Source organism: Kitasatospora sp. NPDC023120, from assembly GCF_055560835.1.
On sequence record NZ_JBVHHY010000005.1, the window covers coordinates 183,025 to 199,461 of the forward strand.

The window sequence follows — 16,437 nt, forward strand, 5'->3', positions numbered from 1 at the left end:
TGATCGACGGGGAGGGGATCAACTGCTTCAGCTCGGGGTCACCTTGAGGTTTCCGCCCTCGACCGTGACGGTGTAGGCGGGCAGCGGGGAGGGGGCCGGGCCGTCCTGCACGGAGCCGTCGGCGATGCCGAAGCGGCTGCCGTGGCAGGGGCACTGGATCTGCTGGTTCTTCACCTGGTCCACGACGCAGCCGGCGTGGGTGCACTTGGCGCTGAAGGCCTTGTACTGGCCGGCGGCCGGCTGGGTCACCACGATCTTCTGCTCGCGGAACACCGTGCCGCCGCCCTCCGGCACGGCCGAGGCCGGGCCGAGGTCCACCGGGGTCTTGGCGGCGCTGCCGGTGCCGGTGGAGGACGAGGAGCTGCAGCCGGTGACGGCCACCGTGCCGCCGGCCGCCAGCACGGCCGCGGCCCCGCAGAGCAGGGTGCGGCGGGAGGCGGTGGGGCTGGTCTCGGGGGCCTCGGACATCGGTGCGCTCCTACGGTTCGCTGCTGCGGGGGACCACGGAAGTCTATGCGGCGCCGGCCCCGCCGCTCCGGGGACTCCCGCTGTTCGGCGGGCCCGGGGCGGCGGGGCGGGGGATGTTCGTCCGCCGCTACTTCTTCGCGGCGGCGGCGCGCTTGCGCGGTGCCGCCTTCTTCGCCGGGGCGGCGGCCGGGGCGTCCGCGAAGTCGCTCGGCAGGATGTCCCGCAGGAACTTGCCGGTGTGGCTGTCCGGGACTGCGGCGATCTGCTCGGGGGTGCCCTCGGCGACCACCGTGCCGCCGCCGGAGCCGCCCTCGGGGCCCATGTCGACGACCCAGTCGGCGGTCTTGATCACATCGAGGTTGTGCTCGATGACGATCACCGTGTTGCCCTTGTCGACCAGCCCGCTGAGCACCTTGATCAGCTTGCTGATGTCCTCGAAGTGCAGACCGGTGGTCGGCTCGTCCAGCACGTAGACCGTCCGCCCGGTAGAGCGCTTCTGCAGCTCCGAGGCGAGCTTGACGCGCTGCGCCTCGCCGCCGGAAAGCGTCGGCGCGGACTGGCCGAGCCGGACGTAGCCGAGGCCGACGTCGTTGAGCGTCCTGAGGTGCCGGGCGATCGCCGGGACGGCCTCGAAGAAGGCGAGCGCCTCCTCGATCGGCATGTCCAGCACCTCGGCGATGGACTTGCCCTTGTAGTGCACCTCCAGCGTCTCCCGGTTGTACCGGGCACCGTGGCAGACCTCGCACGGGACGTAGACGTCCGGCAGGAAGTTCATCTCGATCTTGATGGTGCCGTCGCCCGAGCAGTTCTCGCAGCGGCCGCCCTTGACGTTGAACGAGAACCGGCCGGGCAGGTAGCCGCGGACCTTGGCCTCCTGGGTCTCCGCGAAGAGCCGGCGGACGTGGTCGAACACCCCGGTGTAGGTGGCCGGGTTGGAGCGCGGCGTGCGGCCGATCGGCGACTGGTCGACGTGCACCACCTTGTCCACCTGGTCGGTGCCGGTGATCCGGGTGTGCCGGCCGGGCACGCTGCGGGCGCCGTTCAGCTCCCGGGCGAGGTGGGTGTAGAGGATGTCGTTGACCAGCGTCGACTTGCCGGAGCCGGAGACGCCGGTGATCGCGGTGAAGGTCCCGAGCGGGAAGCCGACCGTGACGTCCTTGAGGTTGTGCTCGCGGGCGCCGTGGACGGTCAGCTGGCGCTTCTTGTCCCGCTCGCGGCGGGCGGCCGGGATCGGGATGGACCGCTTGCCGGAGAGGTACTGGCCGGTCAGCGACTCCTTGTTGCCGAGCAGCTGCTTCAGCGAACCGGAGTGCACCACCTTGCCACCGTGCTCGCCGGCGCCCGGGCCGATGTCGACCACCCAGTCCGCGGTCTTGATGGTGTCCTCGTCGTGCTCGACGACGATCAGGGTGTTGCCGATGTCGCGCAGCCGCACCAGCGTCTCGATCAGCCGGTGGTTGTCCCGCTGGTGCAGGCCGATGGACGGCTCGTCCAGCACGTAGAGCACGCCGACCAGGCCGGAGCCGATCTGGGTGGCCAGCCGGATGCGCTGGGCCTCGCCGCCGGACAGGGTGCCGGCCGCGCGGTCGAGCGACAGGTAGTCCAGGCCGACGTCGACCAGGAAGCGCAGCCGCTCGTTGACCTCCTTGAGGACCCGCTCGGCGATCTGCTTGTCCCGGGCGTTGAGCTTCATCGCGCCGAGGAACTCGGCGCAGTCGGCGATCGACATCGAGGAGACGTCGGCGATCGACTTGTCCTCGACGGTGACCGCGAGCACCACCGGCTTGAGCCGGGTGCCCTGGCACGTCGGGCACGGCACCTCGCGCATGTAGCCCTCGAAGCGCTCGCGGCTGCTGTCGCTCTCCGCCTCGGTGTGCCGGCGCTGGATGAACGGGACGGCGCCCTCGAAGCCGGTGCTGTACGAGCGCTCGCGGCCGAAGCGGTTGCGGTAGCGGACCTGCACCTGGTGCTTGTGCCCGTGGAGCAGCGCCTTCTTGGCGCGGGCGGGCAGCCCGGCCCAGGGGATGTCGGTGCGGAAGCCGAGCTCCTCGGCGAGCGCGTCGATCAGGCGCTGGAAGTACTCCTTGGCGTGCCCGGCCGACCACGGGTGGATCGCGCCCTCGTCCAGCGAGCGCTCCGGGTCCGGCACGACCAGCTCCGGGTCGACCTCCATCCGGTTGCCCAGGCCCGAGCAGTCCGGGCAGGCGCCGAACGGCGAGTTGAAGGAGAACGAGCGCGGCTCCAGCTCCTCGAACGACACGTCGTCGTACGGGCAGTAGAGGTGCTCGGAGTACATCCGCTCGCGCTCGGGGTCGTCCTCGGGGAGGTCGACGAAGTCGAGCACGACCATGCCGCCCGACAGCCGCAGGGCCGTCTCCACCGAGTCGGTGAGCCGCCGCTTGGCGCTCTCCTTGACGGTCAGGCGGTCGACGACCACCTCGACGGTGTGCTTCTCCTGCTTCTTGAGCTTCGGCGGCTCGGCGAGCTGGATCGTCTCGCCGTCCACCCGGGCGCGGGAGTAGCCCTTGGACTGGAGGTCGGCGAAGAGGTCGACGAACTCGCCCTTGCGCTCGCGCACCACCGGGCTGAGCACCTGGAACCGGGTGCCCTCGGCGAGCTCGAGCACCTTGTCCACGATCGCCTGCGGCGACTGCTTGGCGATCGGGCGGCCGCAGTGCGGGCAGTGCGGCTTGCCGATGCGGGCGAACAGGAGGCGCAGGTAGTCGTAGACCTCGGTGATGGTGCCGACGGTCGAACGGGGGTTGCGGTTGGTGGACTTCTGGTCGATCGAGACGGCCGGGGAGAGGCCCTCGATGAAGTCCACGTCGGGCTTGTCCATCTGCCCGAGGAACTGACGGGCGTAGGAGGACAGCGACTCGACGTAGCGGCGCTGGCCCTCGGCGAAGATCGTGTCGAAGGCGAGCGAGGACTTGCCGGAGCCGGAGAGGCCCGTGAAGACGATGAGGGAGTCGCGGGGCAGGTCGAGCGAGACGTTCTTGAGGTTGTGCTCGCGAGCACCGCGGACGATGAGGCGGTCGGCCACTGCTTCTGGCGCCTTTCTCCGGGGCGAGACGGCTTGCGTGAGAGATCTGTACTTCTTCCAGGATGCGGCAGCCAGCCTATAGCTCAGACGTTCGAATCTCGACTCTGTCCAGTGGAGACCACCCGAACGAGTGAGGCCCGCCCCGGGACCGTCCGTACCCGGACCGAAAAAGCCCCTGCTCAGGGCCCGGATTCGGCGGTAGCGTCGACTGGTCAACGAGCGAAACCCCCGACGGGCAACGCTCCGCCTCCTGACAGAAGGCCGATATCGATGACCGACCCGCAGTCCGCCGCCGCCTCCGCCACCTCCTGGCTGAACCAGGTCGAGGAGAGCACCCAGCGCCTGCTGCAGACCGTCTCCGAGCTGAAGCCCGGGGCCGTCGCCGAGCCCTCCGCCCTCCCCGGCTGGACCCGCGGCCACGTGCTGGCCCACCTCGCCCGCAACGCCGACTCCCTGGTCAACCTGCTCGACGGCGCCCGCACCGGCACCGACATCCCGCAGTACGCCAGCAACGAGGCCCGCGACGGGGACATCGAGCGCGACGCGCCCCGCCCGCTGGACGTCCACCTCGCCGACCTGCGCGGCTCGCACGCCCGCTTCGCCGAGGCCGCCGCCAAGCTGCCCGCCGAGGCCTGGGAGGCATCGGTCAAGCACCGCAGCGGCTACGTCTTCCCGGCCTCCGACATCCCGCGCAAGCGCCTACTGGAGCTGGAGTACCACCACGTCGACCTGGACGCCGGCCACACCCCCGCGCAGTGGCCGACGGACTTCGCGGTAGCCGAGTTCCGCAACCTCGCCGCCAAGCTGGCCGGCGCCGACCTCCCCGCCGTCGAGCTGATCTCCGAGGACACCGAGGAGCACGGCGCGATCGGGTCGGGCACGGCTTCGCTGACCGTCCGGGGCCCCGTCCGCGCCCTCACCGCCTGGCTCTCCGGCCGCTCGGACGGCACCGGCCTGCGCCGCACCCCCGACACCGCGCTCCCCCAGCTTCCCCCGATGGGCTGACGGCGGGACGATGATCCTGACCCCTGAACTCGGACGAGGAGCGGACGGATGACGTACCACGGAGCGGTCAAGGTCGGCGGGCCGCCGGACGTGCGCGAGCTGGCCCACCTGATCATCACCAAGGTGGCCGTGGGCCCGTACGACAACAACGCCTACCTGCTGCGCTGCCGGGCCACCGACGAGCAGCTGCTGATCGACGCGGCCGCCGACGCCCCGGTACTGCTGGAGACCGTCGGGGACGAGCTGGAGACCGTGGTCACGACCCACCGGCACCACGACCACTGGGGCGCCCTCGCCGAGGTGGTCGCCACGACCGGCGCCCGCACCGCCGCGGGCGAGCACGACGCCGAGGGCATCGACGTCCCCACCGAACTGCTGCTCGCGGACGGCGACAAGCTCCGGGTCGGGGACGTCGAGCTCACCGTCCGCCACCTGGTCGGGCACACCCCCGGCGCGATCGTGCTGATCTACGACGACCCGCAGGGCCACCCGCACGTGTTCACCGGCGACTGCCTCTTCCCCGGCGGCGTCGGCAACACCTGGGGCGACCCGGAGGCCTTCCGCACGCTCTTCCGGGACGTCAACGAGAAGATCTTCGACGTCCTCCCCGACGAGGCCTGGGTCTACCCCGGCCACGGCAACGACACCACCCTCGGCGCCGAGCGCCCGCACCTGGAGGAATGGCGCGAACGCGGCTGGTGACCATGTCCGGGCCGGCCGGTTCCCACCGGAGCCGACCGGCCCGGAAGCCGCCATCGGCCACCACTCCGCCCAAAACTGGAAGGGGCGTTCAAGGGGAGTCGAGCCGGGTAGCGTTCTGCCATGACGAACCGTGACTTCATCGTGGTCACCACCACTCATGACGACGAGACGAAGGCCCGCAACCTCGCGGCGGCGGTGGTGCGTGACCGACTGGCCGCATGTGCGCAGGTTTACCGCATCCAGTCCGTGTACTGGTGGGACGGCGAGGTCCAGGATGCCGCCGAGTGGCGGGTCGACTTCAAGACGCGTGCCGACCTTTCGGACCGCTTGGGCGCCCGCATCACAGAGTTGCACGACTACGACACCCCGGAGGTCGTAGGCGTTCCGGTAAGCACTGGCTCGAATGCGTACCTGGACTGGGTGAACGCGGAGACGAGCGCGGAGTAACCGGCTACGCCAAGGCAGCCCGGATCTCTGCCCGGAGGTCACGGGCCGCTGTCGTCTCCGGGAGTCGATCGGCGAGTGCGGACAGTCGGACTCGGCCCATCATGGTCTCGCTCGCTACCGTCGCGGCGAGGGCCCGCCGACCGATCTCTACGGCCTGGTCGACGGCGCCAGCGGTCAGGTATCCGGCCGCAACGTCGCCGAGCACCGCGACGCGAACCTTTCGGTCGTCCTCGCCCAGGTCGGACAACGTCTGATCAGCTGCGGCCCCGAGACCCTGATGCCGGAGACGGGCGTACGTAGAGACCTGCATCGAGCCGAGCCTGGCCCGCCCGAAGAAGGACATCCAGGCAGCGGCGGTCGCAGGGTCGGCATAGTCGAAGGCAGTTTGGGCGCGGTCGAGCGCACACACCGCAGACTCCCTGTCATTGGCAGCTGCGGCTTCCTCGGCCTCCCGCGCGGCGAGCCATGCCCGGGCCGCCGCGTGGTCGCGGCCACGCACGTGTTCCTGCGCGGCTGCCAGCATCGGCCGCGCCTGATTGGGTGCAACGCCGTACGAGGCGTACCCCAGCACCAGGGCATGCAGGGGGCCGTGCCCGGACCAGTCGGCGGCCATCCGGGCAGTGCGGTAGTACTCCTTCGCCCGCTCATAGTCGCCCAGGTCCCAGCAGGTCCAACCGGCCAGCGCAGCCGTCTCCCCCGCTGCGATGGTCAACGCTGTTCGGTACGTGCCCGCGTTTGGCAGGACAGCGGTGATCGTGTCCAGGTGTGCGGACAACCGAGTCGCGAGTAGCCGGGACGGGGTGTGCTCCTCGACGCCGAACATGCTCGCGGTGATGTCCTCCAGGTGGGTCACCGTTGCTTGATCGACGCCGCTGCCGTCCAGTGCAGCGGCCAGCCGTCCCCACGGCTCGATCGCCACGACTCGCGTCGTCGTGCGCCGGGCCCATATTCGCCCGGCGAAACAGCCGCTCAAGGGAGCCCCCGATGAATGCCCGACAGCTCAACATCCCCGGGACCTTCGCCTTCGAGCCCAACGCGCACTACGACACCCGGGGTGAACTCCGGGAGTTCTTCCGGGAAGACGACTTCCGGACCGCCACCGGCATGGTGTTCCACCTCGCCCAGGCCAACACCGTTACGTCCCGGCTCGGCGCACTGCGCGGCATCAGCGTCGCCACCGCTGGCCAGGCAAAGTACATCACCTGCACCGGCGGGGCGGTCCTGGACGCATTGGTCGACCTGCGGACCGGATCGCCCACCTTCGGCACCTGGCACCTGGCGCACCTCGACGCCGAGCGGCTCACCGCGCTGTACGTGCCGCCCGGCGTCGGCCATGCCACCTTCGCCCTGGCGGACCGCTCCTGCGTCACCTATCTGCTGAACGAACTGCACCATCCCGAACAGTTCCTGTCGATCGACCCTCTCGACGCGGACCTCGCCATCGGGTGGCCACCCGAGCCGGCCGCCATCGTCGCGGGCAGCAACCTCAGCTTCGCCGAGGCCCGCGACCGGGGCCTTTTGCCCGGCTACACCGACGGACCACTGCCACACCTCACCCAGATTGGTGGCCCTTAATGGAAAACATCCTGATCACCGGCGGCGCCGGGTTCATCGGATCGCACTTCGCCCGCCGCCTCGTCGACGCCGACGACGTCGCCAAGGTGACCGTCCTGGACTCCCTCACCTACGCGGGCAACCTCGGCAGCCTCGCCGGCATCACCGACTCGAAGAAGTTCACCTTCGTCCAGGGCAGCATCCTCAACCGCGCCATGGTCGACGCCCTGATGGAGACCCACGACGCGGTGGTCCACTTCGCCGCCGAGTCGCACGTGGACCGGTCCCTCACGGACGCCGGGAACTTCGTCTCCACCAACGTGCTGGGCACCCAGACCCTCCTCGACTCGGCCCGCCGCATCGGCACCCGTAAGTTCGTCCACATCTCGACCGACGAGGTGTACGGCTCGCTGCCGACCGGCACGGCGTTCGAGACCGACCCGCTGCGCCCCACCGTGCCCTACTCGGCGTCCAAGGCCGCCTCCGACATGATCGCCCTGGCCTACCACTCCAGCTACGGCGTGCCGGTGTGCGTGACCCGCTCCTCCAACAACTACGGGCCCCGCCAGTTCCCGGAGAAGCTCATCCCGTTGTTCGTCACCAGGCTGCTGGCCGGCGAGAAGGTCACCATTCACGGCAACGGCGAACACATCCGGAACTGGCTGCACGTCACCGACAACTGCGCCGGGGTGGAGCTGGTGCTCCACAAAGGCATCCCCGGCGAGGCGTACAACATCGGCGGTGGCACCGACCTGACCACGATCGAGCTCACCGGGATGCTCCTGCGCGAGACCGGCGCGAGCTGGGACCAGGTCACCTACGTGCCGGACCGGGCCGCCAACGACGTCCGGTACTCGATGGACTGGTCGAAGCTCGCCCAGCTCGGCTACAAGCCCCAGCAGGACCTGGCGGCCGGCATCGCCGAGACCGTGGACTGGTACCGCCGCAACCCGGACTGGTGGGACACCGCCGCGACCGCGCGGGCCGCCACGTGAAGGGCCGGACCGTGGAGACCTCCAACCCGGCGGAACCTCGACGCATCGTGGTGACCGGCGTCGGCGGTGCGCCCGGCCTCGACCTGGCGCTCACCCTCCGCAAGCTCGGGCACGAAGTGATCGGCACCGACTCCAATCCCCTCGCGCCGGGCCTGCTTGCCCCTGGCATCACCGCCCGCACCATCACCCGCGCCGACAGCCCGCTGTTCGCCGCCGACTTGATGGAGCTGGTGCACGGCCTCAAGCCGGACGCCCTGCTGTGCTGCGTCGAAAACGAGCTACCCCAACTGGTCCACCTGCGCGGCCACCTCCAGCGCGCGGGAGTCCGCACGTGGCTGCCCGACATGGCCACCGTCACCGCCGCAGGCGACAAGTGGGCCTTCCACCGGGCAATGGTGGGCAGCCGGGTGCCCACACCCGCAACCTGGCTGCCCGACCAGACCGACGAGATCCCCGAGGGGACTGATCTGGTCGTCAAACCGCGCCGGGGCCAGGGCTCCAAGAACGTCCACTTCTGCCACACCCGCGAGCAGGCCCGCGTGCTGTGCGAGCTGGTGCCTGATCCGATCGTCCAACAGCGCATCCCCGGAGTCGAGTTTTCCGCCGACTGTCTGGTGGACCACAACGGCCGCGCCTCGGTGGTGCTGCGCCGTCGTCTGATGGTCCAGGCCGGCATGTCGGTGGTCGCCGTGACGATCGACGACGCCGAGGCCACCAAGCGCGTCACCGAGGCGATCCGGGCGATCCGCGCAACCGGCCCGGTCGACGTCCAGGGCTTCATCACCGAAGGCTCCGACCCTCGCGTTGTCATCACCGAGATCAACTCCCGGCTCGCCGCCGGGTTCCTGCTCTCCGAGGAAGCCGGAGCCAACTTGGTCGAGCAAATTGTGAACGGGCTCTTCCAGAGGGCGATCGACCACCGGCGGCTGTCCTACCGCAGCGGCACCTTCCTCACCAAGTACGTCGCCGTGATGTCCACCGAACCCCGTGCCGTCCCCGACACGGCCTGACGAAGGAGGATCAGCCTTGACCCAGACCCAGACCCAGACCCCGCCTCCCGGCGTCGAGCGCAACGCCGCCCCGCTCGTGCACGGCACCGAGGCCGACGCACTGGCCGCCGTCCTGCCCGGCGGCCAGTGGGGACACGGCCCAGCCACCGACCAATTCGAGGCCGGCGTCGCCGACCTGATCGGCGTGAACGACGCCGTCGCCGTGAACTCCGGCACCACCGCGCTCCACCTCGCGCTGCGCTCGGTCGGCATCGGCCCCGGCGACGACGTCATCGTCCCCTCGCTCACCTTCTGCGCCAGCGTCCAGGCCATCACCTGGAACGGCGCCTCTCCCCGCTTCGCCGAGATCGACCCCGACACGCTGGCCGTCACGGCGGACACCGTGCTGGAAGCCCTGACGCCGCGGACCAAGGCCGTGATGCCCGTGCTGTACGGCGGCCGGGCCGTTGACCTCTCCCCGATCCGCGACGAACTGGCCCGGCGCGGCATCCAGATCGTCGAGGACGCCGCGCATGCTTTCGGCTCCCGCCACGCGGACGGGACCATGGTCGGCGCCGTTCCGGGCGTGCTGACCTGCTTCTCGCACGACCCCATCAAGAACCTCACCACGGGGCAGGGTGGCACGATCATCCCCCGCAGCCGGGCGGAGGCCGACGACCTGCGCAGCCTGCGCCTGTTCGGCATCGTCCAGTCCAAGGACGCCCGAGCCTCACTGACCTCCTATGAGGTCCAGGGCCTCGGGATGCGCTTCGACATGTCCCAGCTGAACGCCGCGATCGGCCTCGCCCAGTTGGAGCACTTTACCGAGGTAGCCGCGCTGCGCCAGCACCTGTGGCGCACCTACCAGGCCGAGCTGGACGGCTTGGACGGCGTCCAGCTGGTCGACGTGGACGTGACCAACACCGTGCCGTTCAACTGCGCGGTGCGCCTGAACCGCGGCCGGGACAAGGTCTTTGACTACCTGCGGGAGCGGAACATCGGCGTTGCCGTGCACTACCCGCCCAATCACACCCAGCCCGGCTTCTCCGCCTGGCGCCGCGATCTGCCGGTCACGGAAAGGGTCGCCAACCAGATTCTCGGCCTGCCGTTCCACCCCGCCATGACCTACGACAGCGCCCGCTACGCGGTTGCCGCGCTCGCCGAGGCAATCAAGGCCACCGCGTGACCGACACCAAGGAGTCGAAGATGAGCGATGACCAGTTCCGGCACCCGAAGCGCCACCGCATCCTGGTGGTCTGCCTGGGCAACCACAACCGCTCGCCGATCGCCGCCGCGGTGCTCGCGCACATCGGCGGCCAGAAGGTCGAGGTGCGCTCGGCCGGCCTGCGCGAGCGCCATGTCGGGGGCCCGGCACACAGCAACGCGATCCGGGCCGCCGGGGAGGCCGGGTACGACATCCGCGACCACCGTGCGGTCAAGGTCAACCGTCGCATGCTCGACTGGGCCGACGTGGTGCTGGCCATGGACCATGCCGTCCTCGCCGAGCTCCTGGCCATGACGGACGGCACCCCGGATGAGCCGAAGCTCGGCCTGTACATCTCGGGCGAGGACGTGTTCGACCCCTGGGAGGGCGACTACACGGCGTACCAGTCCTGCGTGGCCGTCATCCAGGCGGGCGCCGTCCGGCACCTGCTGGACCTGGGCGCCTAGCGGTCCACGACCGACAGCAGCACGTCCACCAGCCGGTCGGCGGCGTCCGGACGGCCGTGCTCGGCGGCCCGCCGCGCGATGTCCGCGCGGCGGGCCGGGTCGGTCAGCAGCGGGCCGATCGCGGCCCGCAGGGTGTCCGGAGTGGCGTGGCCGAGCAGCGCGACCGCCGCGCCGGCGTCGACCAGGTGGCGGGCGTTGTGTTCCTGCTCGTTCCCGGCCGATGTCGCCAACGGGATGAACACCGCCGCCCGGCCCAGGGCGGTCAGCTCCGCCAGCGTCCCCGCGCCGCTGCGCGAGACCACCACGTCCGCCAGGGCGAGCACGTCGGGCAGCTCCGGGCCGACGAAGCCGGTCACCAGGTACCGGCCGCGCAGGTACTCCGGTAGCAAGGCCGCGCGGTCGCGCAGGTCGGTCTCGTGGCTGGGGCCGCACTGGTGGATCACGTTGGCGTGGCCGAGCAGCCACGGCAGGATCTCGCTGACCAACCCATTGATCTGCTGGGAACCCTGCGCGCCGCCGGTGACGTACACGGTCGGCCGGGAGCGGTCGAAGCCCCACAGGCCGAGCGCCTGAACCGCCTTGTCCGGCTGGCCGATCAGCACCTCGGGGCGCACCGGGTTGCCGGTGACCACGGCGGCGGCTCGGGCACCCTCGGGCAGGAACTCCAGCGTGGACTCGGAGGAGACCGCGACGCGGGTCGCCATCCGGGCCAGGGCCCGGTTGCCCAGGCCGAGCCGGACAGTCTGCTCGTGAACGACCAGCGGCCGGTGACACAGCCGGGCGGCCATCCCGACCGGCACCGCGACGTAACCGCCGGTGCCAAGGACCACATCCGGATCGAAGGCTGCGACCGCAGAGCGGGCCTGGGCGACACCGAGGGGGACGCGCCCCATGTCCTTCACGTTGGCGGGCGACACCAGCTTGAGCGGGTTGGCGCTGCGCCGGATCTTCCCGGTGGCGACGGTCCTGAACGGGATGTTCTCGGCGGCGGCCACCTTGGTCTCAAGACCGGTGGCAGTGCCGATCCACAGCACGTCCAAGGCGCCTCCGGCCTCGCTGAGCCGGGATCGCAGGGCACGGATCGCGGTGAGGGCCGGATAGGTGTGCCCGCCCGTTCCACCACCGGTGACGATCAGCCGAAGGGGCCGTCCAAGGTGGCAGACGAGAGCGCTGGCGTCGCGATTCACTCCTGGAACATACCAGTCCCCGAGGGCCGTTCGGCGCACCAGATCTGACAAGCCGTCAGACTCGGATGTGTAACTTACTGCGACCAAGCCACCGGCCGGCCAGTCGAGACCGCCGACGTCGTCCTACTCGGCTCGCGATGGGTCGCCGAGTACGGTCGCCGCCCACAGAGCTGAGCCCCGCCGCCGGATGACGCATCCGGCGGCGGGGGCCCCGATCCGTACTATGCCGATCAGGCGTCGAGCTTCTCCTGCTCGCGCTCGGCCAGGGCGGCGGCCTTCTTGGAGGCCCGCAGACTGGTGAAGGTGGTGACGGCCAGGACGACGACGATGAAGCCGAGGGAGACCGGGATGCCGATCTCCGGGGCCCAGCTCGCGCCGGCTTCGTGGGCGGCGTGCAGCACCAGCTTCACGCCGATGAAGCCGAGGATCACCGACAGGCCGTAGCTCAGGTGGACCAGCTTCTTCAGCAGGCCGCCGATCAGGAAGTACAGCTGGCGCAGGCCCATCAGGGCGAAGGCGTTGGCGGTGAAGACGATGTACGGGTCCTGGGTGAGGCCGAAGATGGCCGGGATCGAGTCCAGGGCGAACAGCACGTCGGTGGTGCCGATCGCCAGCATGACGATCAGCATCGGGGTGATCAGCCGGCGGCCGTGCTCCCGGACCAGGAGCTTGGTGCCGCGGTAGTCCTCGGTGGCCGGGAAGCGCCGGGTGATGGACTTGAGCAGGCGGTTCTCCTCGAACTCCTCGTCCTCCTCGTCGGCGCGGGCCTCCTTGATCAGCTTCCAGGCCGTCCAGATCAGGAAGGCGCCGAAGAGGAAGAACACCCAGGAGAACTGCGCCACCAGCGCCGCGCCGCCGGCGATGAAGCCCGCCCGGAGCACCAGCGCGATGATCACACCGAACATCAGCACGCGCTGCTGGTAGATCCTCGGCACCGCGAACTTGCCCATGATCAGGATGAACACGAAGAGGTTGTCGACGCTGAGCGACTTCTCGGTGATGTAGCCGGCGAAGAACTCACCCGCCGGCTGCCCGCCGGAGTGCCACCAGAGGAACCCGCCGAAGAGCACCGCGAGCGCGACCCAGACGGCCGTCCAGATCCCGGCCTCCTTGATCGAGACCTCGTGCGGCTTGCGCCCGCCGATGAAGAAGTCCGCCACGATCAGTGCGATCAGCACACCGATCGTGGTGGCCCACATGGTCACGGAAACGTCCATTACTGCTCCTCCGGCAGCTAGGCGAGACAGGTCGTCACTGCCGGAGGTCTCTTCCGCCCATCGGGCCAGCGCCCCGGGGTGCCGCGACGGGCACCCGTGATGACGGGGTCGGCTGTCGAGGAATACTCCCCTCCGCTGCCATCGAGAGTAACAGGGAAGGCAAAGAAAGGTAAAGAAGGTAAAGGGCCGTCAGGGTTCGACGGTCAGAGGAACGGCTCGATCGCGGGCAGCAGGTCCTGGAAGGTGCGCCCCTTCGCCGGGGCGCCGATCGCCTGCATCGCCCAGCCGCCGTCGGAGCCGTCCCGGAACACCTTGGCCATGATCTGCCCGGTGTGCGGCCCGCCGCCGGCCAGCTCGTAGCGGGCCAGCTCCAGCCCGGTGGTCTCGTCCACCAGGCGGCAGTGCGCCCGCTGCACCTCGGCGAAGGTCTGCCCGGTGTACGAGCTCACCGTGAACACCACCTGGGTGATGTGCGCCGGCACGTGCACCAGGTCGACCAGGATCGCCTCGTCGTCCTCCTGTCCCGAGCCGCCCTCCAGGTTGTCCCCGGTGTGCCGGACGGAGCCGTCGTTGCTCTCCAGGTGCTGGAAGAACACCACGTCGGACGGGGTCTTCTCGGCGTACAGCAGCGCCGAGGCGTCCAGGTCGATCGTCCTGGTGCGGCTGCCGAACAGGCCCCGCTTGGGGGCGGCCTGCCAGCCGAGGCCCATCCGGACCACGGTCAGGGCGGCGCCCGGCCCCTTCTGGAGGCTGACCCGCTGCCCCTTGGCAAGGTTCACCGACACGACGTTGTCCTCTCTGCCGGCCACGCGGTCGATACCGCCCGGCCCCCGTGGAACACCCCGTCGCCGTCCCCCGGCTGAGGCCCCCTCTGCATACGGCCCGCGCCCGTCCCATGAGCGCGATGCCGCAGGCCAGCCTAGGCCCTGCGACACCCCGACCTCCCCAGGGTTTCCCCGTTTGTGGCAAGGCTGAGACACCGCCGGGCTTGACCGGTGCCATTCCGGCCAAGCCCGGGCGGTCCCTCACGACACGCCCTACGCCACACCGGCCTCGCGCATCTGCCGCAGCTCCTTCTTCAGCTCCTTGACCTCGTCGCGCAGCCGCGCCGCGACCTCGAACTGCAGATCGGCGGCGGCCGTGTGCATCCGGTCGGTCATCTCCTGGATCAGGTCCGCCAGCTCGGCGGCCGGCAGGGACTTGGCGGGCTTGCGCTCCGCACCCAGCGACGGCACCGGGGCCTTGCCCTTGCCCTGGCCGCGGTAGCCGGTGGAGAGCAGCTCGTCGGTGTCCACGTCCTCGCGGGCGAGGGTGTCCAGGATGTCGCCGATCTTCTTCCGCAGCGGCTGCGGGTCGATCCCGTGCTCCTTGTTGTAGGCCTGCTGCACGGCCCGGCGGCGGTTGGTCTCGTCGATGGCCTTCTCCATCGCCGGGGTGATCTTGTCCGCGTACATGTGGACCTGGCCGGAGACGTTGCGGGCCGCGCGGCCGATCGTCTGGATCAGCGACGTGCCGGAGCGCAGGAAGCCCTCCTTGTCCGCGTCCAGGATCGCCACCAGCGACACTTCGGGCAGGTCCAGGCCCTCGCGCAGCAGGTTGATGCCGACCAGCACGTCGTACCTGCCCGCCCGCAGCTCGCGCAGCAGCTCCACCCGGCGCAGGGTGTCCACGTCGCTGTGCAGGTACCGGACCCGGATGTCCAGGCCGAGCATGTAGTCGGTGAGGTCCTCCGCCATCTTCTTGGTCAGCGTGGTGACCAGCACGCGCTCGTCCCGTTCCACCCGCTTGCGGACCTCGTGCACCAGGTCGTCGATCTGGCCCTCGGTCGGCTTGACGATCACCTCGGGGTCGATCAGACCGGTCGGGCGGATGATCTGCTCGACCTGGCCGTCGCCGCGCGACAGCTCGTACGGGCCGGGCGTCGCCGACAGGTAGACCGTCTGGCCGGTCCGCTCCAGGAACTCCTCCCACTTCAGCGGGCGGTTGTCCATCGCGGACGGCAGCCGGAAGCCGTGCTCGACCAGCGTGCGCTTGCGCGAGGCGTCGCCCTCGTACATCGCGCCGATCTGCGGGACGGTGACGTGCGACTCGTCGATGACCAGGAGGAAGTCCTCCGGGAAGTAGTCGAGCAGGGTGTTCGGCGGGGAGCCGGGCTCGCGGCCGTCGAAGTGCATCGAGTAGTTCTCGACGCCCGAGCAGGTGCCGATCTGGCGCAGCATCTCGATGTCGTAGGTGGTGCGCATCCGCAGCCGCTGGGCCTCCAGCAGCTTGCCCTGCTTCTCCAGCCTGGCGAGCGTCCCTTCCAGCTCCTGCTCGATGCCGGTGATCGCGCGCTCCATGCGCTCGGGGCCGGCCACGTAGTGCGAGGCGGGGAAGACGTAGACCGAGTCGTCCTGGCTGATGATCTCGCCGGTGAGCGGGTGCAGGGTGTACAGCGCCTCGATCTCGTCGCCGAACATCTCGATCCGGACGGCGAGCTCCTCGTACACCGGGAAGATCTCGATGGTGTCGCCGCGCACCCGGAAGGTGCCGCGCGAGAACGCGACGTCGTTGCGGGCGTACTGGATGTCCACGAAGCGGCGCAGCAGCACGTCCCGGTCGATCTCCTGGCCGACCTTGAGCGGCACCATCCGGTCCACGTACTCCTGCGGGGTGCCGAGGCCGTAGATGCAGGAGACGGACGCGACCACGACCACGTCCCGCCGGGTGAGCAGCGAGTTGGTCGCCGAGTGGCGCAGCCGCTCGACCTCCTCGTTGATCGAGGAGTCCTTCTCGATGTAGGTGTCCGTCTGCGGGACGTACGCCTCGGGCTGGTAGTAGTCGTAGTACGAGACGAAGTACTCGACCGCGTTGTTCGGCAGCAGCTCGCGGAACTCGTTCGCCAGCTGAGCGGCCAGCGTCTTGTTCGGCGCCATCACCAGGGTGGGCCGCTGCAGCTTCTCGATCATCCAGGCCGTGGTGGCCGACTTGCCGGTACCGGTGGCACCGAGCAGGACGACGTCCTTCTCCCCTCCCCTGATCCGCCGCTCCAGCTCGGCGATCGCCGCCGGCTGGTCACCGTTCGGCTGGAAGGGGCTGACGACCTCGAAGGGCGCCACGGACCGCTCAATACTCGTGATGGGACGCACGACTCCACCGTACGACCCACCACTGACAGCC

General features: G+C 69.9%; 15 protein-coding genes. 8 read left to right on the forward strand and 7 right to left on the reverse strand.

Annotated features, from left to right (window positions below; translation table 11 throughout):
• Window positions 1-27: 27 nt before the first annotated feature.
• Complete coding sequence (locus ACZ3TI_RS09690; RefSeq protein ID WP_465725203.1) at window positions 28-468, reverse strand: Rieske (2Fe-2S) protein; 441 nt, start codon at window positions 466-468, stop codon at window positions 28-30.
• Between the two features lie 127 nt (window positions 469-595).
• Window positions 596-3,511, reverse strand: a complete 2,916-nt coding sequence (gene uvrA / locus ACZ3TI_RS09695) for an excinuclease ABC subunit UvrA (protein WP_465725205.1) — start codon at window positions 3,509-3,511, stop codon at window positions 596-598.
• Between the two features lie 270 nt (window positions 3,512-3,781).
• Here uvrA and ACZ3TI_RS09700 point away from each other — a divergent pair, with 270 nt between their 5' ends.
• From ACZ3TI_RS09700 to cutA, 3 genes are all read left to right on the forward strand, one after another.
• Window positions 3,782-4,516: a maleylpyruvate isomerase family mycothiol-dependent enzyme gene (locus ACZ3TI_RS09700; protein WP_465725207.1), complete on the forward strand. Its 735-nt coding sequence runs from the start codon at window positions 3,782-3,784 to the stop codon at window positions 4,514-4,516.
• 48 nt (window positions 4,517-4,564) lie between these two features.
• Window positions 4,565-5,218: an MBL fold metallo-hydrolase gene (locus ACZ3TI_RS09705; RefSeq protein WP_465725215.1), complete on the forward strand. Its 654-nt coding sequence runs from the start codon at window positions 4,565-4,567 to the stop codon at window positions 5,216-5,218.
• A gap of 120 nt (window positions 5,219-5,338) precedes the next feature.
• Window positions 5,339-5,665: a divalent-cation tolerance protein CutA gene (gene cutA / locus ACZ3TI_RS09710; RefSeq protein WP_465725217.1), complete on the forward strand. Its 327-nt coding sequence runs from the start codon at window positions 5,339-5,341 to the stop codon at window positions 5,663-5,665.
• Window positions 5,666-5,669: 4 nt separating this feature from the next.
• On the opposite strand, the gene ACZ3TI_RS09715 is transcribed toward cutA, so the two are convergent.
• Window positions 5,670-6,584, reverse strand: coding sequence for a transcriptional regulator (locus tag ACZ3TI_RS09715; RefSeq protein WP_465725219.1), 915 nt, complete (start codon window positions 6,582-6,584; stop codon window positions 5,670-5,672).
• 65 nt (window positions 6,585-6,649) lie between these two features.
• Between ACZ3TI_RS09715 and ACZ3TI_RS09720 the strand changes: the two genes are divergently transcribed.
• The 5 genes from ACZ3TI_RS09720 to ACZ3TI_RS09740 are packed head-to-tail and all read left to right on the forward strand — an operon-like array spanning window position 6,650 to window position 10,874.
• Window positions 6,650-7,240 carry a dTDP-4-dehydrorhamnose 3,5-epimerase family protein gene (locus tag ACZ3TI_RS09720; RefSeq protein ID WP_465725221.1) on the forward strand — a complete coding sequence of 197 codons (591 nt, stop codon included), beginning with the start codon at window positions 6,650-6,652 and terminating at the stop codon, window positions 7,238-7,240.
• On the forward strand, window positions 7,240-8,214 hold the full coding sequence (rfbB, locus tag ACZ3TI_RS09725; protein WP_465725223.1) for a dTDP-glucose 4,6-dehydratase: 975 nt from the start codon (window positions 7,240-7,242) through the stop codon (window positions 8,212-8,214). The genes ACZ3TI_RS09720 and rfbB overlap by 1 nt, the downstream gene beginning before the upstream one ends.
• Before the next feature lie 11 nt (window positions 8,215-8,225).
• Window positions 8,226-9,224: an ATP-grasp domain-containing protein gene (locus ACZ3TI_RS09730; RefSeq protein ID WP_465725224.1), complete on the forward strand. Its 999-nt coding sequence runs from the start codon at window positions 8,226-8,228 to the stop codon at window positions 9,222-9,224.
• A gap of 16 nt (window positions 9,225-9,240) precedes the next feature.
• Entirely contained in the window at window positions 9,241-10,389 is a 1,149-nt protein-coding gene (locus ACZ3TI_RS09735; protein WP_465725226.1) for a DegT/DnrJ/EryC1/StrS family aminotransferase, read from the forward strand.
• Between the two features lie 20 nt (window positions 10,390-10,409).
• Window positions 10,410-10,874, forward strand: coding sequence for an arsenate reductase/protein-tyrosine-phosphatase family protein (locus tag ACZ3TI_RS09740; RefSeq protein WP_465725228.1), 465 nt, complete (start codon window positions 10,410-10,412; stop codon window positions 10,872-10,874).
• Here ACZ3TI_RS09740 and ACZ3TI_RS09745 read toward each other — a convergent pair.
• The 4 genes from ACZ3TI_RS09745 to uvrB all read right to left on the reverse strand — a co-directional run bounded on the left by ACZ3TI_RS09745 (window position 10,871) and on the right by uvrB (window position 16,406).
• Window positions 10,871-12,061, reverse strand: coding sequence for a UDP-N-acetylglucosamine--N-acetylmuramyl-(pentapeptide) pyrophosphoryl-undecaprenol N-acetylglucosamine transferase (locus tag ACZ3TI_RS09745; protein WP_465725230.1), 1,191 nt, complete (start codon window positions 12,059-12,061; stop codon window positions 10,871-10,873). The genes ACZ3TI_RS09740 and ACZ3TI_RS09745 overlap by 4 nt on opposite strands.
• A gap of 230 nt (window positions 12,062-12,291) precedes the next feature.
• Window positions 12,292-13,278 (reverse strand): TerC family protein, encoded by a 987-nt coding sequence (locus ACZ3TI_RS09750; protein ID WP_465725232.1) that lies wholly within the window; start codon window positions 13,276-13,278, stop codon window positions 12,292-12,294.
• 203 nt (window positions 13,279-13,481) lie between these two features.
• Window positions 13,482-14,063, reverse strand: a complete 582-nt coding sequence (locus tag ACZ3TI_RS09755) for a TerD family protein (protein ID WP_465725233.1) — start codon at window positions 14,061-14,063, stop codon at window positions 13,482-13,484.
• A 252-nt stretch (window positions 14,064-14,315) separates the two neighbouring features.
• Window positions 14,316-16,406, reverse strand: a complete 2,091-nt coding sequence (uvrB, locus tag ACZ3TI_RS09760) for an excinuclease ABC subunit UvrB (protein ID WP_465725235.1) — start codon at window positions 16,404-16,406, stop codon at window positions 14,316-14,318.
• Between the last annotated feature and the right edge of the window lie 31 nt (window positions 16,407-16,437).